The organism is Pseudarthrobacter sp. NPDC058329 (assembly GCF_042879835.1).
GTDB lineage: Bacteria > Actinomycetota > Actinomycetes > Actinomycetales > Micrococcaceae > Arthrobacter.
Genome location: NZ_JBHVZR010000017.1, coordinates 43628 through 66355, shown reverse-complemented (window position 1 = coordinate 66355; position 22728 = coordinate 43628). Strand labels below are relative to the sequence as shown.

General features: G+C 63.2%; 20 protein-coding genes. 18 read left to right on the top strand and 2 right to left on the bottom strand.

All coding sequences use genetic code 11. From position 1 onward, the window contains the following. Positions 1-287 precede the first annotated feature (287 nt). From ACFVYC_RS18400 to ACFVYC_RS18350, 11 genes are all read left to right on the top strand, one after another. Positions 288-1373, top strand: coding sequence for a M23 family metallopeptidase (locus ACFVYC_RS18400; RefSeq protein WP_387552948.1), 1086 nt, complete (start codon positions 288-290; stop codon positions 1371-1373). Continuing rightward, a complete protein-coding gene (locus tag ACFVYC_RS18395) occupies positions 1373-1864 on the top strand; it encodes a hypothetical protein (protein WP_387552946.1) in 492 nt (163 codons plus the stop codon). The genes ACFVYC_RS18400 and ACFVYC_RS18395 overlap by 1 nt, the downstream gene beginning before the upstream one ends. A gap of 37 nt (positions 1865-1901) precedes the next feature. Next, positions 1902-3236: a MinD/ParA family protein gene (locus ACFVYC_RS18390; protein WP_387552944.1), complete on the top strand. Its 1335-nt coding sequence runs from the start codon at positions 1902-1904 to the stop codon at positions 3234-3236. Between the two features lie 2 nt (positions 3237-3238). Continuing rightward, positions 3239-3757, top strand: coding sequence for a hypothetical protein (locus ACFVYC_RS18385; protein WP_387552942.1), 519 nt, complete (start codon positions 3239-3241; stop codon positions 3755-3757). After that, positions 3754-4035 (top strand): hypothetical protein, encoded by a 282-nt coding sequence (locus ACFVYC_RS18380; protein WP_387552940.1) that lies wholly within the window; start codon positions 3754-3756, stop codon positions 4033-4035. The genes ACFVYC_RS18385 and ACFVYC_RS18380 overlap by 4 nt, the downstream gene beginning before the upstream one ends. A gap of 9 nt (positions 4036-4044) precedes the next feature. Continuing rightward, on the top strand, positions 4045-4743 hold the full coding sequence (locus ACFVYC_RS18375) for a hypothetical protein (RefSeq protein WP_387552938.1): 699 nt from the start codon (positions 4045-4047) through the stop codon (positions 4741-4743). Between the two features lie 73 nt (positions 4744-4816). Then, positions 4817-6061: a hypothetical protein gene (locus ACFVYC_RS18370; RefSeq protein WP_387552936.1), complete on the top strand. Its 1245-nt coding sequence runs from the start codon at positions 4817-4819 to the stop codon at positions 6059-6061. After that, positions 6058-7563: an SCO6880 family protein gene (locus ACFVYC_RS18365; RefSeq protein WP_387552934.1), complete on the top strand. Its 1506-nt coding sequence runs from the start codon at positions 6058-6060 to the stop codon at positions 7561-7563. The genes ACFVYC_RS18370 and ACFVYC_RS18365 overlap by 4 nt, the downstream gene beginning before the upstream one ends. After that, entirely contained in the window at positions 7564-9105 is a 1542-nt protein-coding gene (locus ACFVYC_RS18360; protein ID WP_387552932.1) for an ATP-binding protein, read from the top strand. It begins immediately after the preceding gene. After that, complete coding sequence (locus ACFVYC_RS18355) at positions 9105-10901, top strand: type IV secretory system conjugative DNA transfer family protein (RefSeq protein ID WP_387552930.1); 1797 nt, start codon at positions 9105-9107, stop codon at positions 10899-10901. Before ACFVYC_RS18360 ends, ACFVYC_RS18355 begins: the two co-directional genes overlap by 1 nt. Continuing rightward, positions 10894-11334 carry a DUF4913 domain-containing protein gene (locus ACFVYC_RS18350; protein WP_387552928.1) on the top strand — a complete coding sequence of 147 codons (441 nt, stop codon included), beginning with the start codon at positions 10894-10896 and terminating at the stop codon, positions 11332-11334. The genes ACFVYC_RS18355 and ACFVYC_RS18350 overlap by 8 nt, the downstream gene beginning before the upstream one ends. 646 nt (positions 11335-11980) lie before the next feature. Here the strand turns inward: ACFVYC_RS18350 and ACFVYC_RS18345 are convergent. After that, positions 11981-12700, bottom strand: a complete 720-nt coding sequence (locus ACFVYC_RS18345) for a GntR family transcriptional regulator (protein WP_387552926.1) — start codon at positions 12698-12700, stop codon at positions 11981-11983. 273 nt (positions 12701-12973) lie between these two features. On the opposite strand from ACFVYC_RS18345, the gene ACFVYC_RS18340 reads away from it, so the two are divergent. The 6 genes from ACFVYC_RS18340 (at position 12974) to ACFVYC_RS18315 (ending at position 19283) form a co-directional block, all read left to right on the top strand. Beyond that, a complete protein-coding gene (locus tag ACFVYC_RS18340; protein ID WP_387552924.1) occupies positions 12974-14296 on the top strand; it encodes an MFS transporter in 1323 nt (440 codons plus the stop codon). 67 nt (positions 14297-14363) lie between these two features. Continuing rightward, positions 14364-15686 (top strand): L-fuconate dehydratase, encoded by a 1323-nt coding sequence (locus ACFVYC_RS18335; protein WP_387552922.1) that lies wholly within the window; start codon positions 14364-14366, stop codon positions 15684-15686. Positions 15687-15746: 60 nt separating this feature from the next. Beyond that, positions 15747-16772: a zinc-binding dehydrogenase gene (locus tag ACFVYC_RS18330; RefSeq protein ID WP_387552920.1), complete on the top strand. Its 1026-nt coding sequence runs from the start codon at positions 15747-15749 to the stop codon at positions 16770-16772. Next, on the top strand, positions 16769-17539 hold the full coding sequence (locus ACFVYC_RS18325; RefSeq protein ID WP_387552918.1) for an SDR family oxidoreductase: 771 nt from the start codon (positions 16769-16771) through the stop codon (positions 17537-17539). The genes ACFVYC_RS18330 and ACFVYC_RS18325 overlap by 4 nt, the downstream gene beginning before the upstream one ends. Next, positions 17536-18201 carry a bifunctional 4-hydroxy-2-oxoglutarate aldolase/2-dehydro-3-deoxy-phosphogluconate aldolase gene (eda, locus tag ACFVYC_RS18320; protein ID WP_387552916.1) on the top strand — a complete coding sequence of 222 codons (666 nt, stop codon included), beginning with the start codon at positions 17536-17538 and terminating at the stop codon, positions 18199-18201. Before ACFVYC_RS18325 ends, eda begins: the two co-directional genes overlap by 4 nt. Continuing rightward, positions 18201-19283 carry a PfkB family carbohydrate kinase gene (locus ACFVYC_RS18315; RefSeq protein WP_387552914.1) on the top strand — a complete coding sequence of 361 codons (1083 nt, stop codon included), beginning with the start codon at positions 18201-18203 and terminating at the stop codon, positions 19281-19283. Before eda ends, ACFVYC_RS18315 begins: the two co-directional genes overlap by 1 nt. A 564-nt stretch (positions 19284-19847) precedes the next feature. Here the strand turns inward: ACFVYC_RS18315 and ilvD are convergent. After that, positions 19848-21707, bottom strand: coding sequence for a dihydroxy-acid dehydratase (gene ilvD, locus ACFVYC_RS18310; RefSeq protein WP_387552912.1), 1860 nt, complete (start codon positions 21705-21707; stop codon positions 19848-19850). An 85-nt stretch (positions 21708-21792) separates the two neighbouring features. Between ilvD and ACFVYC_RS18305 the strand changes: the two genes are divergently transcribed. Continuing rightward, the gene (locus ACFVYC_RS18305; protein ID WP_387552910.1) at positions 21793-22638 is read left to right on the top strand and encodes a helix-turn-helix transcriptional regulator; all 846 of its coding nucleotides are present in this window, start codon (positions 21793-21795) and stop codon (positions 22636-22638) included. The last annotated feature ends 90 nt before the right edge of the window (positions 22639-22728 follow it).

Here is a 22728-nt window from a genome sequence, read left to right as displayed (position 1 = left end):
ACCAACTACAACTAATGCATTAAATGCACTAGTATGGGGAGAGGGGAAAGCCTGCAAATGCTCAGGGGGAAGGATGATCACCCGGAAGTGGTACGAGCCAAACAGCCAAGGGTTACTGGTATTTCAAAGACGCTGTTTGACAGGCGTCTCGGGCTTGATGGGTGGAGAATGGCCTGCGGTGTCCGCGCATTGGAGAAAAGTCCGAACCAACTGGTAGTTGTGGACACGATGTTTTTTGGGGGAGTAGCAGTGACCGTGTGCAAGTGCCTTGCCCTCGAGGTCGGGCCATGAGCAAGGGAAACGGCACTGCTGCAGGCGCTTTAGCCGTGGCAGCCTTCTTCTTCGCACCTGTTCTCATCGTCGTGCTGTTCCTGGGAGCCGGCGGGGCCAGGGCAGCTGAGTCCTGTGGCGTCGCCGGGAGCAGCGTCGCCGTCGGCAGCGTACCGGCGGAAGTCGGTTCGTTTTCGGGCAAGCAGCTGGAGAACGCTGCAGCCATCATGAAAGCTGCCAAGGACCTTGGACTGCCTGCGGCTGCGCAGATCCTTGGTATGCAGGCCGCCATTGGTGAATCCACACTGAACGTGATCGACTTGGGCGATACTGCCGGCCCTGACTCGCGGGGGTTGTTTCAGCAGCGGGCAAACGGCGCCTGGGGCAGCTACTCAGACCGGATGGACCCTTACATCAGCGCCACCAACTTCTTCAGGGCTCTGAGCAACCTTCCTGGCTGGGACCAGCTGGAACCGAGCACCGCGATCCACCGCGTGCAGCGCAACGCGGTGGAGAACCATTACGCGCAGTTCCGGGCCCCTGCAGCACAGGTAGTAAAAGCGCTGGGTGGCGAGGCCACCGCCGGGCTGGACGCCAGCGGCGCGTGCCCGAGCGGCGGGGGAGCAGTCCTGGGGGAGCTTTCGGGTGAATGGGCTCACCCGCTGGCCGGGGCCAGCATGACCAGTGGTTACGGCCCCCGTGCCGCGCCTGCCGGAACCGTCGGGGGAGTCCTGGCGAACTTCCACTACGGCATCGACTTCGCCACACCGGGCAGGGCCGGAACCATCGTCGCTGTGACGGACATGAAGATCGTCAAGATCCGCCACCTTGACGGGACGTTCGGCAGCGGCGTTACCGGCCAGACGACGGACGGAAAGCTCACCATTGGCTACTACCACATGCAATCCGGGTCCTTGAAGGTCAAAGAAGGCGACCTCGTGGCCGCCGGAACCCCGTTGGGGACCGAGGGAGCTACCGGCAACGTGACCGGGCGCCACCTGCACATGGAATTCTTTCCGGGCGCACTGCCCAATCCCATGGTCCCGATCAACCAGACCACCGACCCCGCCCCGATCCTCAAAGCACAGGGAGTGAGCTTCTAATGCGCATCATCCAATTCGGTCTTGTCCTGGCCGTGACCGCCGTAGCCGTCTCAGGTTGCGCCGCCCCGGCATCAAACAACACCCCTGAGCCTGCGGTCTCAGCCAGCAGCGCGGCGGAGATCCACGACCACGACGAGGATCACGGCGTTCCCGCCGTGACCTGGGGGCCCTCCACCTACGCCGAGGTTAAGGCCCTTGCCGCTGACCTGATGCTCAAGTTTGCCCGCCCTGACGTGACGGCACGGGCTTGGTTTGATGCGCTCCAGCCTCACATGAGCGCCGATTACCAGGAGTCCGCGCAGTACATCGACCCCGGCCGCATCCCCGTGCGGGAGATCCAATCTCCCCCCGCCTTGGTCAGGGAGCAGGAGAACCCCATGTCGGTCATGGCCGAGTTTCCGACCAACGACGGCCTCTGGGTGATGTCCCTGCACCGGGCTGGGCAGGACGAACCGTGGCTGATCACCAACATCGCACCCAAAGATTCCTAAGCAGCATCACCAACTTGCGAAAGAAAGAGGTAGGCCCATGGCCATCGAAAAATCGCTGATCCAGCCGGAACCGGTGATCAGTGCCATCATCAACGGTGACAACACCGGGATCCTGAAAATCAACGGCGAAGAACACCCCTACGAAGCCCCGGACGTCAGCGCCCTGCGCCAGGCGCTCATGAAGCGCGCAATCGGAGAAGCAGCCACCCTCAGCCGCCCGGTCCGTGTGACATCGATGGATGACTCAGGGGTTTCCTACCTGGTTGTCTCACCAACCGGCGAGGTCGAGGAAGAGCAACCCACCACCGTCCCGGAAGATGCCAGCACCATCATCGAAACCAGCCCGGCCACCCGCACAGCCACAACCACTGCTGCAGCAGCCAAGGCCGCTACAACCGTCGTCAGCGAAGCCGCCCCGGCCGCCACTTCAGCAGTGGCGGCCACGACCACGCGTCGTTCAATCAGGGAGGCCGAAAGCTTCCTCGCCGCCCCCAGTACTGTTGAGCCGGCCACCCAGGGTATCCGGGGAATGCTGAACAGCCTGGGACTTTCGCTTGCTCCGTCTGAGGACGAACTGAGCGAGCGGGTTGATGTCCGGCTGGCATCCAAGCACTTTGCCGGCACCCGCACCATTGCCGTGGTGAACCAAAAGGGCGGGTCAAACAAGACGCCCACCGTAGCCGACCTCGCTGCCGTTTTCGGCCGTAACGGGGGCAGCGTCGTGGCGTGGGATAACAACCCCACAACAGGGACGCTGGGATGGCGCACCGAACAGGGCGATCATTCCCGCAGCGCGCTGGACGTCATCGCCAACGCTGAAGCCCTGCTCTCTCCCACGGCACAGTCCGCGGATATCAACGCATTCGTCCACCACCAGAGCACCGACAAGTACGACGTGCTGCGCTCCGATTCGGATGTGGACGGCACCCATGAAGTAACCGCTGAAGAGGTCGACATCCTGCACCGGGTTGTCTCCAAGTACTACCGGCTGATCCTGATGGATTCAGGCAACAACCACCGCAGCGCCGAGTGGAACCGCATGATCGACCACGCGGACCAGTTGGTGGTTCCCACCACCAACGAAGAAGACCGGGTAGAAGCGGCCCTGCTGACGTTGCAGGGACTGGACCTGAAGAGCGAACGCTCCGCCGGGCTGGCCGCCAACGCCGTCGTTGTCGTCTCGGAACGGCAGGAAGGCGAAGCCAGGCTCTCCCAGGAAACGGCCGAGAAGTTCCGGCCCTACGTGCGCGACGTTGTCGTCGTTCCGTTTGACCCGGCCCTGAAGTCCGGTCAGATCCGCTTCGGTGCTCTCAAACGCCCCACCCGCAGGGCGTGGTTGCGGGCGGCAGCTGCGGTGGCACGTGGGCTATGAACGTGACCGAAAAGACCGAGAGCGTCAGCCCATGGGTGACAGCTGCGCAGAGCATCGCACCGGAAGTCCGCGCATCCGCACCTGTTGAGGACCCGGCCCCGGCCGCTCAGGAACAATCAATCGGTTTCGTAGCCGCGCATGGCGGCGCGGGAGCCACGGCTTGGGCCGCGATCCTGGACGGGGCAGACCACGGCCAGCAGCCGCCCGCCGACGGAGCACCGGTGGTCCTTGTCGCCCGCGCCAGCCTGCACGGCATCGACGCGGCCAAGGCAGCCATCGCCGCCCACGGCCAGGCCGCGTTCAGTGCGGTCCTGATCGTCCCGGCTGCACCGGGACGTCCCTCCCGGATGATCCAGAACGAACTCAAAGTCCTGGCCGGCGCAGTGTCCCTGATCCCCGTCCCGTGGGTATCAGGGCTGCTGATCAAGCGCTCCGCGCTGGCTGATTTCACTGATGTACCGGCCAAGGACCTGGCAAGAGTCCGGGCCGCGCTTTCCACGACTAAAGGAGAAATGAAATGACCATCCTCACCAAACTCACCGACGTAGCGACCAACGTTGTCGCCGAAGCCAAGCCCCTGCCCCAGGAAGTCCAGGACGGCCTCGACACCGTGATCCTGTGGGCGCAGATCATCGGCGGTTCCCTCGCGATCCTGGGCGTCATGATCCTCTTCATCGGTCTGTTCTTCGCCCACCAGCGCGGCCGCGGCGAAGAGTTCATGTCCAAAGCCGGCTGGTGGCTCACGGGTGCCATCGGACTTGGCACCTCCGGCGTGCTGGCAACACTCTTCGTCAGCTAGGAGCAGCCCATGAGCCAAGTACAAAAACCTCAAACCCTCAGAGGCAAAACCGCGTGGTGGGCCGCCATCGCCGTCGTCTTCATCGTCGCTGTCCTGGCGTTCCTCATCCTTGTCAAGCCAGCCCCGCAGAACGCCCCGCAGGCACAGGAGAGCACCGCCCAACCGACGGAGGGCTGCAACGTCCCTAAAGGGGACACGTCCTCTAAGCCTGCAATGCCGGAAGACCTCCGCTGGGAAGCAAAGGACGGCTGGACGTGGCCGGTCTCTGACACCTATGGGCCTACGCAAACTAAGAACGGGTTTGGCGTCTGCTTTGCCCGTTCACCCCTTGGAGCTGCACTTACGGCCGTGAGTATGAACGCTGCGGGCAACGTGATTAATGCCCGTGAAGCTGGGGAAATGTACGCAATTCCATCCATCGGACGGGACGTTCTCCTTAAAGACACTCCCGACCAAGCCGGCAGGACCACTCCGGTCACATACTCGGGTTTCATTGTGGACAGTTTCACTGAGGACGAAGCGGCAATCACTCTTGTTTCTGCCACCGCTGCAAGCCCTTCTGGTTATGCCGGCCTTCCTCTGACTTTCAAGTGGGTGGACGGAGATTGGAAGCTCAAAATTTTGGACGATGGGTCCACGTTTGTTGGGCAGCCTCCGGTCCCGCTCAAGGGCGGCTTTGTGGAGTGGAGCGCCTCGAATGGCCTGTAATCCATTGCTGGATGGCCCGACCTGTGTTGCTGCCAGCGTGATTGGCGGTGTTCAGGACGCGACGCAGGGAGCGGTGAACAGTGCCGTTGATTCGGGTGCCAACAGCCTCGGTGAGGCGATGATGGGGGCCTGGGACTCCATCATGAAGGGCTTCCTCACCTCCTGGCTGGATGCTGGAATGATGGTCAGCCTCGAGGGCGAATCCATGGCATGGCTGACCGATCAGCTGCAGCTCCTCAGCATCTTCATGTCAACCCTCGGCATCATGGTCGCCTGTGTGTGGACGATGGTCCACGCCCGTGGAGACAAGGCCGTGAAGGCGGCCAAGTCCCTTCTCATGGTATTTCTCGTGACCACCGCGGGAACAACTCTTATGCAGGTCGCCATCCCGGCCGGTGACGCTTTCTCGAAGTACATCCTCGATGAAGCAGGTGTCACCGTTCAGGGCTATGAGCAGCTGGGACCTGCCGCAGGGGCGGTGAGCCAGATCGGGCCAGGCCTGGCGATCGTGGCCGGGATCTTTGGTGTCATCGCCACCTTGCTGCAGTGGGTCATCATGATTGTCCGCGCCACGGTGCTGCCGTTGCTGGTCGCCATTTGGCCTGTCGCTGCGGCCGCGGCCATGATCCGCGGTGCCGAGCAGAGCTTCTCCAAGGTCACGATGTGGCTTGTCGCGTTCCTGCTTTACAAGCCAATTGCGGCGATCATCTACGCCTTTGCGTGGAAGTTGAAGTCCGGTGGTGACGGCATTGGAGGGGTCATCAACGGGATGTTGCTGCTGGTCCTGGCAGTGGCTGCTCTGCCTGCGCTGATGAAGTTGCTGAGCCCCGCTACCGCTGCGATGGGTTCCGCCGCAGGAGGATCCATGGCGCTGGGGGCAGGCGCCGCGGTCGTGACCGCTGGAGTTGCTGCCGGTGCCGCCGTCGCCACCGGCGGCGCCAGCGCAGGTGCCAAGGGCGCAGCAGGCTTCGCTGGAACAGCCGGCCCTTCTGGTGGAGCCGCCACCGCCCAAGGAATGACGTCCATGGCTGCTCCTGCCAGCTCCAGCGGCACGGCGCCGGGCGGCGCCCCTGCAGGGCCCTCCGGCAACCCTGCTTCTTCAAGCCCTGGTGGTTCTGTCGCCCCCGGTGGCTCCGGTGGCAGCAATGCCGGCACCGGTTCCGGGGGAGCCTCCACGGGCGGATCGTCAGCGGGTGGGGCGGTCGCCAAGGGAGCCTCCGGCGGCAACGCTGGGTTGCAGGCCGCGACCCAGTCCTTGGGCGGTTCCATCGCGCAGGGAGCACAGAACACTGACGGAAAGGACGTGCTCGGATCATGAGCGAGAACGCTGCACAGGAAAAATTCGGCAACTGGCTCAAGCCCGCTTCTCCGGGACTGTTCGGTCTGCCGCTGGGCGGGATCGTCATCTCGTGCGCGGGCCTCTTCTTTGGTCTCTTGAGCCTAATGCGGGGCCTGCTTCTTTTGGCCCTGGTTGTCCTGGTGGGCACGGCATTGGTGGTCCTGCTCGGTGTCGTGCGGTTCGGTGGCCGCACAGTTATCGGCAAGGCCACTGATGCCCTGTCGTTGGCTTCGCGGAAGTCCACCGGTTCGGCGTTCTACGTCACCGGGGCCTTGTCCACGCTTCCACCCGAAGACGCGGAGCGCCTGCCTGGTGCCCTGCTGGACGTAGAGACGATTTCCGGCACGGATGGCCTTGGCCGCCCGTACTCGCTGCTGCACCATAAGGCGGTCCGGCAGCTGGCGGCCGTCTTCGGCTGCTCCCCGGACGGGGCGGCCATGCAGGAACAGTCTGTCGTCAATGCCCAGGTGGCCAACTTCGGGGCCTGGGTATCTTCGCTCAGCGTCGAAGATGGCCTCACGGGAGCGACGATCGTTGTTGATTCGGCCTCCGAATCCTCGGCCGCGACGTGCGCTGCCATCCGCGACGATGTTGCACCGAATGCCCCGGCGTTCGCCAAGAAAGTCCTTGACCACGCGGTAGGAACCCTGCCAGCCCGCTCAGCGGTGATGAACGTTTACGCCACGATGGTCTGGGACGCTCCCGCGCTGGGTGCATCGGATAAGGACGTGTCCTCCGCTGTTGCCGAGGTTGCCGCCCGGCTTCCCGGCCAGACCCAAATGCTCGCGGCCGCCGGTGCCGGCTCACCCACTCCCCTCGTGGAAGAGGACCTGGCCCATGTCGCGCAATTGTCGTATCAGCCGATGCGGGATCAAGAAATGGCCTTGGACGCCCTGCACGGCCGCCGCGCCGTCCAGTACTGGGAACATGCCGGTCCCGGCTTCTTCGATGACTCTCAGGGCCGTGTGGTGTTCCACGACGGCGTCGCGTCCATGACCCTGATGATGACCGTCCCTCCGGGAGCGCACATCACCTCGCGCAGCTTCGACCGGGTGTTCGGTCCGAACGCTAAGTTCCTCCGCAAACGCGTCGCGTTGTTCTACCGGCCGGTTGATCCCGGCACGGGAGCCAAGACAGTGGACCGCCTGGTGAAAACCGCGGATTGGAAGATGAGCACCCGCAAGGGCCGGCCAACGTCCTTTGACCGGGCCACCAAGGCTGTCGCGGAAAAGACCGAAGAAGAACTCGCGCAGGGAGCGAGGCTGTCGCTGTTTTCGATGATGGTCACCGTCACGTTCGCACCCGATGAAAAGTCATACCGGGAAGCCCTGAACCAGGTGAAGTCGATCATGAACCAGCTCATCATGCCGTACCGCTTCGTGGAGCACGCCGGTTCCGCGGCATTCCACACCACGTTGCCATTCGGGATCCTCCCATGGAAGTACAGCAGCACCCCGCTCTGGATGGAAGGCGTCCTCTAGATGAAAGACAACACTGTGGGAAAACCTGCTAACGGCCGGGCCGTCATGGCCAAGCGATTGCTCGCAGAGAAGATGCGGCACATCAAAACCTCCAAGGGTTTCACCGGTTTCGGCGGCGGGCGCTGGGGCAAAATGCCCCAGCCCCCGCAGTGGTACTCCTCCTCCACGCAGCTCTGCGGGATCTACCCGTTCTCGGCCGGCACCTCCCGGCCGAACACCGGCACCCCGCTGGGCCGGGACATGAACGTCGATACCGCCGTCTGCGGGGACATGAAGACCTGGTACGACGCGGGCCTGATTTCCTCGTCCTCAATGATGCTCTTTGGCCTGAACGGCAACGGCAAGTCCTCGGTCGCGCAGCGGTTCATCTACTCCATGGCAGCCCGCGGCATCGTCCCCATGGTCTTTGACCCGCTCAAGGACGAATACGGCGAAATGGTCGAAGCCCTCGGCGGCAGGGTCCTGCGCGTCGGACCCCGCGGCCGGGACAAGATCAACCTGCTGCACCTGGGCGCCCTGGGGGAGGCCGCCGCAAAGATCGGCGGCACCACGGGTGAGGACATGCGCCGCCAGGCGGTCAGCCAGGCAGTGGACATGGTCGCCCTCGTCGTGCAAATCAACCGCGGCAGCCCGCTCTCGGACAGCGAAGACGCAGTCCTGGCCCTAATGGTTCGTTCGGTCATCTCCCGCGTCCCCCGCCCCTCGATGGATGACCTGGTGGACGCGTTCCTGGCACCGCCACCGGAAGTCCTCTCCGCTGTGGCCTGCAACGACGCTACCCAGTTCCTGGGCGAGTACCGGGCCCTGCACCTGTCCGTGCTGGCCCTGCTCTCCGGCGAAATGGGTGCGCTGATTGGCGGCAGCGAATCCATGTCCATCCCAGTGGGCAACCCCGGAGGTTTCTGCTTCGACACCTCCTCCATCCCGGCGTCGAACACCAAACTGCTCTCCGCCGCGATGCTGGCAACCTGGAACATCGGCTTCTCCGCTATCGACGCCCACTGGGAACTGTCCCGGCATGACCCGAGCGTGCACTGGGGCGGCTACCTCGCCGTGCAGGACGAGTTCTGGTACCCGATGCGCGCCTGTGAAGGCATCATCGACCGGGCAGACCGGATCGGACGGACCAACCGCGGCCTGGGTGTCAGCGAACTGAAAATCACCCACAGCCCCAAAGACTTCCTCTCCCTTCCGAACGCCAAAGACAGGGAAACCGCCAAGGGCTTCGCCCAACGCTGTGGCGTCCTGGGCCTGATGGCCCTGTCCCTCGATGACCTGCACGCCCTGTCCGCGGTCCAGCCGCTCAACGGCAAGGAAATCGCCACAGTCGCCGGCTTCAACACGCCCCCGGACTGGAAACCGAACATGAACGCCGACGGCACCCCCGCCCCGCCGCCCGGGGCAGGGAAGATCCTGCTGAAGATCCCCGGCCGGGTCGGCCTGCCGGTGCAGATGACCCTGACCGCCATTGAAAAGGCAAAACACATCACGGACGAGCGCAGCAACCGCGTCGCCTTCGCCCACGAAATGGAGACTGTCTAATGGGAGCCCCGAACAAGAAGGCCTCAAGCCTCAGCGGCGAAACCATCGCCCTCTGGGTCGTCCTCACCGTCATCCTGGTCGGGGCCGGCGCAACCTCCGGAGCTGTCCACCTCGGCTCGATGGTCGCAGGAGACGGCCAGCAGCTGCCCAAGAACCCGGCAGAGCTCCTGGTGGGCCTGATCAAAGGCACGGTTACGTGGCCGGCGCCGGCCACCTGGGTCCTGGTCGGCTTCGGCGTCATCCTGCTGACCCTGGCTGTCCTGATCACCCGTGCGGTCCTGAAAGGCGCGTCCAAGCGCTCCCGCGTTGATGCGGCCGCCCGGTACATGGCGACACCCAAGGACCTGAAGGCACAGACCCTGCGCGGTGCGACGGAAAAGGCCAGAAGCCTGGGCGTGGAGGGTTCACCGGGCATCCCGGTGGGTAAGACCGTGATCGGGAAGCAGATGGTCTTCGGGTCCTGGGAAGACATGCACATCGACATCTGGGGCCCGCGAACGGGTAAAACCACCTCCCGTGCGATCCCCGCCATTCTCTCCGCGCCCGGCGCGGCCCTGGTCACCTCCAACAAGCGCGACATTGTGGACGGCACGCGCGATGTCCGGGCCGTGGATGGCCCGGTGTGGGTCTTTGACCCGCAGGCCGTCGCCCTGGAAGAACCTTCCTGGTGGTGGAATCCTCTGTCCTACGTCACCGACGAAGTCCGGGCTGCCCGCCTCGCTGACCACTTCGCCTCCGGCTCCCGCGGGCCCGGAGCCCAGACAGACGCGTACTTCGACCCTGCGGGGCAGGACCTGCTCGCCGGCCTGCTGCTCGCGGCCGCCCTGGCCGATCTGCCCATCACACAGGTGCACACCTGGCTGACCGATCCCACCGACGACGCGGCCGTGCCGATCCTGATGGAGGCCGGGTTCACCCAGACCGGCAACGCCGTCCAGGGCGTGATCAACCTTCACGACAAACAGCGTGGCGGCATCTACGGCACCGCCCTGCAGATGGCGTCCTGTCTGACCAACCGGCAGGTTTCCCGGTGGGTCACCCCGCAGGGGCCGGCTGATAACCGGCCGCAGTTCGACCCGGCCGCTTTCGTCCGGTCCAAGGGAACGCTGTACAGCCTGTCCAAGGAAGGCAAGGGAACCGCCGGGCCCCTCGTCACAGCCCTGACGGTGGCGACAGTGGAAGCGGCCGAAGAACTTGCCGTCCACTCCCGTGGCGGACGCCTCGAAACACCGATGATTGGCGTCCTCGACGAGGCAGCGAACGTCTGCCGCTGGCGCGAACTCCCGAACCTGTACAGCCACTATGGCTCCCGGGGCGTCGTCTTAATGACCATCCTCCAGTCCTGGTCTCAGGGCGTGGAAGTCTGGGGCCGGGAAGGCATGCGCAAACTCTGGTCCGCGTCCAACATCAAGGTCTACGGTGGCGGCGTCGCGGAAGCCGAATTCCTGAACGAGGTTTCCCAGCTCGTGGGGGAGTACCGGTACTCCAACATGACCAAGAGCCGCTCCCGGCAAGGGGTGTCCTACAACTACGACAACGACCGCAAGGAGCGGACCCTGGACGTTTCCGACCTCGCATCCTTCCCCCGTGGCCGCGCCATCATGTTCGCCTCCGGCGCCCCAGCAGCGCTGCTCGAAACAGTGCCGTGGATGGGCGGCAAGCACGACGCCGAAATCCGTGCCTCCATCGCAGCCCACGACCCCTCCAAGAAGGCAGCGACTGGGACAGCCGACGCGGAACCGGTTAATCCCTGGGTTCCTGCCGCAGCCTCGAGCAAGGGATCAGCCGGTGAGTGACTTGGGGGAGTGGGATGACGAGCCCGAAGGTTCCGATCGACCATTGGGGCAACCGGGAGCTGGGGAGCCGGAAGCAGAAGAAGCCGCTGAACCGGAGCTGTTCTATCCCGACCTGGTCAGCTTCGTCCAAGAACACCTCTCCCCGTCCTACCGGCGCAGCCTCAGCGGAACAGACCGTACATGGTGCCCTTCCTGGTGGAAACACGAAGAAGCCATCAGCCGACTGGAAGCCTTATGGCGGTCCTGGGAATTCCTCCGCCTCGACGGCTCAACCGGCATGAGCATCTGGTGGCGCGACCACGCAGACCATCACATGAGCGTCCTGCTTTCTGCGGACGGTCCCTTCAAGGGATGCAAACCCGTCAGTGGCGGGCACGCGACCAACAAGCTCAAAGCTCTCCCGTGCGATCCTCCTCCCGAAGGACTATTTTGAAGCATCGCCAAGAAAGGGCTCTGACATTTTTTCCGAGCTTACGGAGGCCCTCACAGCTGTCCATAGTTGGGGTCAATCCGGGTTATCCACGGCTGGAATTGGGAGCCGTTGGGGTAGCTCCCTCGGCAGCAGCAACGGTGGATAACCCATCAGGATTGTCCCCGGCTGTTGGCAGCGGGCCTTACCTTTATCCCCGGAACCCGTTATTCCTTTTTGAGCTCGACGGCCGCCGTAGCGGTTTCCCGCTCGGCAAACGAGTTAAAGCTCCGCATGATTGCCGAACCACCCTCCAGGCCAGCTCTATTTCGCAGCCTAGGACAACCTGCAGTAGCGTGAGGTGCCTCGAATTGTCCTAGCGGAGCAACGAGGCCGAATCCAGCAGAACGTCGTTGAGAAGTACTGAGCCCCGACTAGGCCCGGCGCGCCGGCCGTGATCCCAAAGCCGTCTTAGGCCGTCATTATGGCATCAGCTGCGAGACGCTCTACCTGCACCTGCACCACGTCTAGTCGGAATGAAGCACTTCCCGGGCCAGTGCAGCCGTCAACTCGTAGAACGAGCGCCACCGTTAGGCCTCTGACACGGCTGTCTTCTTTCGGATCAGGCCGGACCCTCACACACCGTTTTTCTTGCAGTCCCAATCTACTCCTACGCCAGCAGCCGGAGGGATGGGCGGTGGGTTTGGCCCAGGGTAGTGGGATCTGCGTTGGCATCGAAGGCGCGGGTAAATCGTTTGAAGGAGCTTTTGAGGTGCTCTGCCATGGCGTTCTCTGCGGATTCCGGATCAGCGTTGGTGATGGCTTCGGCGATTCTGCGGTGTTCATTCATGGTCGCTGCGCTGTCGATGTCCTTTGGATACAGGCGGAATATGTGTAGGTGGCAATGCGTCTGTGCGTAGGCCTGCCCAATGACCGGGTTTCCGGCAGCCTTCAGGATTAATTCGTGGAAGCGTGAATCGTGGGCGACCATGTCCTGTCTGAGGTCACGGTCCGGGTCGTCTGCTTTAAGAAAGTCCTCCACTTCATGGAGCAGCTGGCTTCCTGGGTTGGAAAGTCTGTCGATTGCAACTGTCCGTGACGCCCAAGGTTCCACAAGAAGCCGGAATTCGAAGAGCGAACGCAGCCCCTGTACGTCCAAAAGCGGCGTGGTGCTGTATCCCCTGCCGGTGTTGACAACTAAATTGTCGCCCTCCAAACGCTGGAGGGCCTCCCGGATTGGCGTCTGCGACACACCGAAACTACGACCGATCGCTTCGATATTGAGTCGAGAATCCGGCGGGAGGTCGCCATACATGATCGCGGCACGTAACGACGAGTACACCTCACTCGTGCGGACCTTAGCTTGGTCTGCTGGAGCACGTCCCGGCATGATCTCTCCGACTCTCCTTGGAAATGGCCCTTCTTGAAGCATAAGTGTTCCCCGATCCGGAGGCGTTATAAAGCCTTCAATGGCAGTGGCCCCAACGTTTGACAGCAGGAGGAGCTTGACTTACGTCACACCAACTATATAATTTCTTCAGTTCCTATAGGGAAAGCGATGTTCCTATAGATTACATTCTTATAGAAGTCGTGTGGGGGCTTGCTTCTTTTCCTTCACACATCCGCCAAACTGCACAGCATGCGCTCGTCAAGGGAGACCGGCATGACAATTTTGAACAAAACGAAATCCGTGCGTACGCCGCGCACCATGACCCGCAAGCGCTGGGTCATTATCTGGCTGGCCTTCGTCGGGCTAAGCATCAACTATCTGGACCGCTCAAGCTTGGCCGTGGCCCTGCCCTTCATGGGCGAAGAGTTCACGCTCACCGCGACCCAGCAGGGCCTGATCTTCGCCGCATTCTTCTGGGCCTACGACTTCTTCCAGCTGGCCGCAGGCTGGTATGTCGACAAAGTGGGTCCCCGGAAATCATTCACCATCGCCGCGATCTGCTGGTCAATATTCACAATGGCTACCGCGTTCGTGCGGGGCTTCTGGTCCCTCTTCGCCGTCCGGTTCCTGCTCGGCGTCGGCGAAAGCCCTGCACCCAGCACCTCAGCAAAGGTGGTCGCGACCTGGTTCCCCACCCGTGAACGTGCATTCGCGACAAGCATCTGGGACTCCGGCTCCCGCGTCGGTGCCGTGATCGCACTGCCGATCGTCACCCTGATTGTCGCCCTCACTTCCTGGCACGCCGTGTTCATCATCATCGGGGCCGCCGGACTCGTCTGGGCCCTGGTCTGGTGGAAGGTCTACCGCGACCCGCAGGAGCACCCGGGCATTGACGCTGCCGAGCTTGACTACATTGAACAGGGCGGAGCCCGGGGCGCCGCCACCGACGATCCTGAAGCTGCGAAGATGAAATGGCGGTCGCTGCTGAAGTACCGCAAGGTCCTGAGCATGATGTTTGGCTTCTTCTGCCTCAACAGCGTCATCTACTTCTTCATCACCTTCTTCCCGAGCTACCTCGTCACTGAACGTGGATTCAACCTGCTCAAACTGGGCCTGTTCGGCGCCATCCCGGGTATCTGTGCCGTCCTCTGTGGCTGGATTGCCGGGATCCTCGCCGACCGCGCCGTTCGCAGCGGACACTCTGTGACCAAGGTTCGCAGGTTCCAGATCGTAGGCGGCCTCACGGGCGGCTCCGTGATCATGTTCGCAGCGCTCGTACCTGAAGCATGGATGGCACTGGCCCTTCTGTCCGTCGCTTACTCCAGCCTGACCGTGGCCGGAACCGGCATCTGGTCCCTGCCCGCAGACGTTGCCCCCAGCTCCAAGCACGTCGGATCCATCGGCGGTCTGCAGAACTTTGCCTCCAACCTGGCCGGCATCTTCACCCCCGTCCTGATCGGTGTTCTTTTGGATCAAACCGGCTCTTACGTTATGCCGCTGGCCATCATCGGCGGCGTGGCCATCATCGGTGCACTGAACTACCTGCTCATCTTGGGCAAGGTTGAACCGATCACCATCAAAAAACCTGTCTCCTAATCTCCACCTGCCCGCCTTCCCAGTTCCACTACTCCCACCACGTTTACATTTCTACAAAGGATTCAAAATGACTGTCATCACCGGAGTCGACGTAATTGACGTCCGTTTCCCCACCTCCCTGACCGCCGACGGCTCTGACGCCATGAACAAGGACGGCGATTACTCAGCGGCCTACGTCGTCCTTCACACCGATGACCCCAAGCTCTCGGGATACGGGTTCACCTTCACCATTGGGCGCGGCAACGACCTGTGCGTTGCCGCCGCTGAGCAGCGGGCGCTTCCGCTGATCGGGCGTAACGTTGAAGAAATCACCGCTGATCTGGGAGGCATCTACCGCGAACTGCAGTCCGACTCCCAGCTCCGCTGGCTCGGACCGGAGAAGGGCGTCATCCACCTTGCCCTCGCCGCGGTCATGAACGCCGTGTGGGACATGGCTGCCCGCCGCGCCGGCAAGCCCCTGTGGAAGCTGCTGGCCGACATGAGCCCGGAAGAGCTCGTCAACGCAGCCGACATGCGCTACCTCTCGGACGCACTCACCCGCGACGAGGCGTTGGAGCTCCTTCGCAACCTCGAAGGAACACGAAAAGAGCGCATCGCGCAGCTTGAAATCTCCGGATACCCCTCCTACACCACCTCCGCAGGCTGGCTGGGCTACTCCGACGACAAACTCCGCATGCTCTGCCAAGAGGCCGTCGACTCCGGCTACCGCCACATCAAACTCAAAGTCGGCGCCAACCTCCAGGACGACATCCGCCGGTGTTCAATCGCCCGCGAAGTCATCGGAGACGATGCCCACCTGATGATTGACGCCAACCAGGTCTGGGACGTTCCGGAAGCCATCGAATGGGTCAGCGCCCTGGCCGAATTCAAGCCCCTGTGGATCGAAGAGCCCACGAGCCCGGATGACATCCTCGGCCACGCCGCGGTCCGCAAGGCCGTGGCACCAATCGGCGTCGCCACCGGAGAACACGGCATGAACCGCGTCCTGTTCAAACAGCTCTTCCAGGCAGAAGCCATCGACTACTGCCAACTGGACTCCTGCCGCCTGGGCAGCGTCAACGAAATCCTCTCGGTACTGTTCATGGCCGCCAAGTTCGGCGTCCCCGTTTGCCCGCACGCAGGCGGCGTCGGCCTCTGCGAACTGGTACAGCACCTGTCCATCTTCGACTACGTCGCAGTCTCCGGCAGCCTGGAAGGCCGGGTCACGGAGTTCGTTGACCACCTCCACGAGCACTTCGTTGACCCCTGCATCGTGCGCGACGGAGCTTACGTGCTGCCGTCCCTTCCCGGCTACAGCGCCGAAATGTACGACAGCACACTCGCCGAGTTCGCCTTCCCCGCAGGCTCCTACTGGAGCACCGCAAGCCAAAAGGCGCCGGTCAGCGTCTAAGCCACTGCAGGGCCGGGAACGGTCCCGGCCCTGCACAAACTCACCTAACGAAAGACAGTCATGCCAGCGGCAACATACATCGGCAACAACACCATCGACGTCGTGGAAAGCACGCAGCGCCCGCCCGGTCCCGGACAGGTCCAGATTGACGTGGCCTACACGGGAATCTGTGGCACGGATCTGCACATCCTGCACGGGAACATGGACTCACGGGTCAGCCTTCCCGCCGTCATCGGCCACGAAATGTCCGGGCGGATCTCGGCACTCGGCCAAGGAGTCAAAGGGTGGAGCGTGGGCGATCCGGTCACGGTTATGCCCCTGGACTGGTGCGGTAGCTGCCCCGCCTGCACTGCCGGCCATCAACACATCTGCCACAACCTCAATTTCATCGGCATCGACTCGCCCGGTTCCCTGCAGAAGCAATGGAACGTCCCGGAAAACGTCCTGGTCCGCCTCCCGGAATCACTGCGGCTTGACCATGCCGCCCTTGTCGAACCCGTTGCCGTCGCCGTGCATGATGTCCGTCGGGCCGAGATCAAGCCCGGCGAGAAGGCCGTCGTCATCGGCGGTGGCCCCATCGGTGTTCTTATTGCCACCACCGCCCGGCACGCCGGGGCAGAAGTTGTCGTACTTGAGCTCGACGCCGACCGCCGCGTCATGATCAAAGAGCTCGGCTTCGAAGTCCTGGACCCCAGGGAACAGGACCAGGTGGAGTGGGTCAACAACTGGACAGACAACGCGGGCGCCGATGTTGTCTTTGAAGTCTCCGGTGCTGCCGCCGCCGTTCTGGGTGCGACCGCTCTGGCGAAAGTCAGGGGCCGACTCGTTGTCGTGGCCATCCACCCCCAACCCAGACCAATTGACCTTCAGCGCGTGTTCTGGCGGGAGCTGACCATCCTGGGGGCCAGGGTTTATGAACGTCGGGACTTCGAAACGGCGGTCACACTGCTCGCGGACGGAGTTATCCCTGCGGAGAAGCTGATCACCGGAACGGTTCCGCTCGGACGGACCTCAGATGCCTTTACCAGGTTGTCCGCCGGTGACGCCATGAAGATCCTGGTTGACTGCCAGGCGGTGCCGGCATGAGCACCCACCCTTTTGACCTGACCGGCAAGCTCGCCGTTGTCACCGGTGCAAAACGCGGCCTGGGCAAAGCCATGGCCGAGGCACTGGCCGCTGCGGGCGCAGACATCATCGGCGTCAGTGCAACTCTGGAGCCAAACGGCAGCGAGGTCGAACGCACCGTCGAATCCTTAGGACGCTCCTTCAGCGCCCGCGCGGTGGACTTCTCCGACCGAGACGCAGTCCGCTCCCTCGGCGCTGAACTCGCCACCCTGGAACGGCCCGTCGATATCCTCGTCAACAACGCCGGAACCATCGAACGTGCCCCCGCAGCCGAGCACCCGGATGAGCTCTGGGACCAGGTGCTTCAGGTGAACCTGTCGTCCCAGTTCGTGCTCAGCCGCGAAATCGGCAGGGCCATGATTGCCCGCGGCATGGGCGGCAAGATAATCTTCACGGCATCCTTGCTCAGCTTCCAAGGCGGAATCAACGTCCCGGGATATGCCGCCGCCAAATCCGGCATCGCGGGATTGACCAAGGCCCTGTCCAACGAATGGGCGGTCCACGGAATCAACGTCAATGCCATCGCCCCTGGGTACATCGCTACCGACAACACCGAAGCACTACGTAACGACCCCAGCCGATCCCAGGCAATCCTGGACCGCATCCCCGCCGGCCGCTGGGGAGCTGCCGGTGACATGGCCGGGGCTGTCGTTTTCCTCGCCAGTCCCGCATCGGACTACGTCTCCGGCACTGTGCTGCCCGTCGACGGAGGGTGGATGGGACGATGACCATCGCCACAGCAACCGTCACGGAAACACTGACGAACATCCAAATCGTTCCCGTCGTGGTACTTGACGATCCATCAGGGGCGAATGCACTCGCCGACGCCCTCGTCGAAGGCGGCATCCCCTGCGCCGAAATCACCCTCCGAACTCCGGCCGGCCTTGAAGCGCTCAAAGCGCTGCGTGGGCGCACAGATCTTCTGCTCGGTGCCGGTACCGTACTGAACGCCGCCGACGTGGATCTTGCCGTCGACGCCGGCGCGCAGTTCATCGTCAGCCCCGGATTCGGAGCTGACGTCGTCACCCGCTGCCGGGAGCGCGGAGTCACCGCCATCCCGGGCATCTCTACTGCCTCGGAGCTGCAGGTCGCAGTGGCCGCCGGTCTGCGGCATGTGAAATTCTTTCCCGCCGAACAAGCCGGAGGCCTTCCCATGCTCACAGCGCTCTCAGGACCGTTCCCTGACGTGCGCTTCATGCCCAGCGGCGGCCTCCGCCCCGATAACGTCAACACATACCTCGACCACCCCGCCGTCTTCGCAGCAGGAGGCAGCTGGATGGTCCCCCGCGCCACAATCATTGCCGGACACTTCAGCGAAGTTGCCCGTCTGTGCGCAGACACCCGAGCACAGCTCGACGGGCACAAACGCAAGGCACAAGGAGCAATCTAATGCCTCTGACTCTCAAGACCGACGCGTCCTACGACGCCGTCGCACTCGGCGAGATCATGTTGCGGCTGGACCCGGGAGCAGGACGAATTCGCACCGCACGGCAGTTCGATGTGTGGGAAGGCGGCGGCGAATACAACGCAATCCGCGCGCTAAGCCATGTCTTCAGACAACGGACCGCCGCACTCTCAGCACTCGTTGACAACGACATCGGCCACCTCATCGAAGGTCTTGCCCGGGCAGGAGGGGTAGATACGTCGCTCATTAAATGGGTTCCCTATGATGGACTGGGGCGTTCAGCACGCAACGGACTCAACTTCACCGAGCGAGGGTACGGAATCCGCGGCGCACGAGGCGTCTCCGACCGCGGAAACACCGCAATCTCCCAGATGACCGCCGGGGACATGGAACTCGAAGACCTCTTTGGCGTTCGGGGTGTGCGGTGGTTCCACACTGGCGGTATTTTCGCGGGGCTTTCTGAGAACTCTTACGAGACCGCCATGGCCGTCATCAAGTCCGCACGTGCATACGGCACCGTCGTCTCCGTTGACCTCAACTACCGCCCGAGCCTCTGGGCAGACCACGGAGGCCAGGAACGGGCCGCCAAGGTATTCACCCAACTGGCTGAAGCCGCTGACGTCCTCATTGGAGGTGAAACCGACTTCCTCGACAGGCTGGGAATTGAGCCTCCCGCTGATTCTCTCCAAGGGGAAGCGCGGTTTAGCTCCATCGCCTCGCGGACGCTTGCCCGGTTTCCCAACCTGAACCTGGTAGCAACAACCGCCCGCAAGGTCACCACAGCCAGCCGCAACGACTGGCAAGGCATGTGCCACACCTTGGCCACAGGAACTGTTGTATCCCGGGAACGAAAAGACTTAGAGATTTTGGACCGGGTCGGTGGTGGCGACGGATTCGCATCCGGACTTATCTACGGCCTGCTTCAGGGACTAACCATTCAAGAAGCGGTCGAAATTGGCGCCGCCCACGGAGCATTGGCCATGACAACCCCCGGTGACAACTCCATGGCAACCCTTCCCGAAGTCCTGGCAGCAGCACAAGGCATCGGGTCGTCCACACACCGGTAGCACATGTAGTGAGGCTGGGACGAAAGTGACTGTGTTGTAGTTGTTTCGTCCCTTTGTGGCGGCCGGCCAACTCTCACCAATCGTTTTTGCCGGATGGGGGATTCCTTAGCAGGCTGGAAGGGAGAGAACGGGATCACTCCCTTCCTCCCTTTGCTATCTACGCAGGTCTCTTGTGCTGCACACGGGTGCTGTGCTGGTGCTCCCGGCTTCTAGATTGCCGCACCGTGGCTCACATGGCCTACACGTCTTGTCTCCGATGTTTCCTAGGCTCTCTGCAAGTCGCCCCGGCGTTCCGCTGAATCTTACGCCGTCGACTTTTTGAATCGCGCTTGTCGGCCTGTCAGATTTGAATCTGAAACTGGTCAGTAGGGGTGTACAGAACGCCTCTTACGACCCTATTCTGACGCTCTTTCCTTGCTGTCTAGACGTCAGGTTGGGGTGTGCTTTTAGCTGACGACTTCCGATGTTGCGGGCGGAGACCAGATCGGCAGCTGCGCGATAAAAGGGGATTATCCGCTCTCGCTAGCGTTTCTGGCTCTGCGGGATCTTTAGGGTAGGCGGCGGTTAGTTCGTCAGGAGGGAAACGTCGCGGACGGCCCCCTTGTCCGCGGACAGGGCCATGGCGGCGTAGGCGCGCAGTGCGGCGGAAACCTGGCGGTCCCGGTTTTTGGGCCTGTAACCGCCGTTGGCTTCCAGTTTTTCGCGGCGTTCGGCGAGGACCTCGTCGGAGACCTGCAACTGGAGAGATCGCTGGGTGATGTCGATGCTGATGATGTCGCCGTTCTCCACCAGGGCGATAGTGCCGCCGGAGGCGGCTTCCGGGGAGATGTGCCCGATCGACAGGCCGGAGGTGCCGCCGGAGAAGCGGCCGTCTGTGATGAGGGCGCATTTCTTGCCCAGGCCGCGGCCCTTGAGGAACGATGTTGGGTAGAGCATTTCCTGCATGCCCGGACCGCCGCGCGGTCCTTCGTAGCGGATGACCACTACGTCGCCTTCCTTGATGGTCTTGTTCAGGATCTTTTCCACGGCTTCGTCCTGGGACTCGCACACAACGGCCGGGCCTTTGAAGGTCCAGATGGACTCGTCCACGCCGGCGGTCTTCACCACGGCGCCGTCGACGGCCACGTTGCCGCGGAGCACGGCCAGGCCTCCGTCCTTGGAGTAGGCGTGCTTCACGGAGCGGATGCAGCCTTCCGCAGCGTCGGTGTCCAGGGAGGTCCACTCGTTCGACTGGGAGAACGCGGTGGAGGAGCGGACGCCGCCGGGAGCTGCGTGCCACAGGGCTTTCGCTTCTTCGGTGGCCTTGCCGCCGCGGATGTCCCAGTCGTCCAGCCAGCCGTCCAGGTCCGAGGAGTGCACGGAATGGACGTCCTTGTGCAGGAGCCCGCCGCGGTTCAGCTCGCCCAGCAGGGCGGGGATGCCGCCGGCGCGGTGTACGTCCTCCATGTAGTAGGTCTTGTCCTTTGCCACGTTCGGGGCCACCTTGGCCAGGCAGGGCACTTGGCGCGACTTGGCGTCCATCTCGGCCAGGCCGTACTCCACGCCCGCCTCCTGGGCCGCGGCCAGCAGGTGCAGGATGGTGTTGGTGGAGCCGCCCATGGAGATGTCCAGGGCCATGGCGTTGTCGAAGGCCTTGGCGGTGGCGATGGAGCGCGGCAGCACGGAGGCGTCGTCGCCGTCGTAATAGCGCTTCGCCAGCTCAACGACGGTGGAACCGGCCTTCTCGTACAGCGCCTTGCGCGCGGTGTGGGTGGCCAGCACGGAGCCGTTGCCCGGCAGGGACAGGCCGATGGCCTCGGTGAGGCAGTTCATGGAGTTGGCGGTGAACATGCCGGAGCAGGAACCGCAGGTGGGACAGGCGTTCTCTTCGATGAGGTTGAGGTCAGCATCGGAGATAGACTCGTCCACGGCGTCGGCAATCGCGTTCACCAGGTCCAGGGAGCGCACGGAGCCGTCGGTCAGGGTCACGCGACCGGCCTCCATGGGGCCGCCGGAGACGAACACGGTGGGGATGTTCAGGCGCAGCGCCGCCATCAGCATGCCGGGGGTGATTTTGTCGCAGTTGGAGATGCAGACCAGCGCGTCGGCGCAGTGTGCGTTGACCATGTACTCCACGGAGTCGGCGATCAGGTCGCGCGAAGGCAGTGAGTACAGCATGCCGCTGTGGCCCATCGCGATGCCGTCGTCCACGGCGATGGTGTTGAACTCGCGCGGCACAGCTCCGGCGGCGAGGATCGCGTCGGAGACAATCCGGCCCACGGGGGCGAGGTGGGTGTGGCCCGGGACGAATTCTGTGAAGGAGTTGGCCACGGCGATGATCGGCTTGCCGATGTCCGAGTTGGCGACGCCGGAGGCGCGCAGCAGTGCGCGGGCGCCGGCCATGTTGCGGCCATGGGTGACTGTCTTAGAGCGTAGTGCAGGCATGGATACCATCCTGCCGGGGCTTGTTGCGGGGTGGAAGACGGCGCTGCTACTAGTACTACGAGTACCAGACTAATAGGATTTAGCGGTGCAGGATTCCGGACGCCGCAAAGAATTGGGTTTTTTCCTTCGAGCCCGCAGGGATCAGGCCGTCCGCGCCGACTATGGCCTGCCGCCCATAGCCCGCAAGCGCGAACGGGGCCTGCGCCGCGAGGAGGTCGCGTTCCTGTCCGGCGTGAGCGTCACCTGGTACACCTGGCTTGAGCAGGGCAGGGATATCAGCCCGTCCCGCCAGGTACTGGAAGCTGTCAGCCGTGCCCTGCACCTGTCGGACACGGGCCTGGACTATGTCCTGTCGCTTGGGGGCTACGCGTCTGCCGGGCCGGGCAGCGCCGCAGCTGCCACGGCGCCGGCCCACATCCAGCGCCTTCTCGATGCATTGGACCCTAACCCTTCGTTCGCCCTGTTGCCGCACTGGGGTGTCGCTGGCTGGAACAACGCCTACGCAGCCCTCTACCCCAACATCGCCACGGTTTCCGCTCCCGACCGCAACCTCCTGTGGCTGGTGTTCACCGACCCCTACGTCCGGGACCTGCTGCCCGATTGGGACGTCACGAGCAAGCGCTTCCTTGCCGAATTCCGCGCCGAGACCGGGCAGCGGCTCGGGGATGTGGACGTCAAGAACCTCGTGGAACGGCTCAAGGAAACTAGCCCGGAATTCCGGGCAGGGTGGGACCGGTACGACATCCTGGGCTTCGAATCACGCGAGCGGTTTTTCCACCACCCGGCCGTCGGAGTCCTGCAACTGGAACACCACCAACTCTCGCCTGCCGACCGGCCCGATCTTCACCTCGTCGTCTACACCCCGTCCCCGGGGAGCGATGCCGCGGCCCAGATGCAGTCCCTCATCGCCGGTACGCCTCGGGCTTCCTGACCGATAGCTGCGGGCTCGTTTGCAGGGAGCTTAGTGGCACGCATGGGCTTCACCACATCACCAGCCGGGGGACAGTAGTGCGTTTACTGA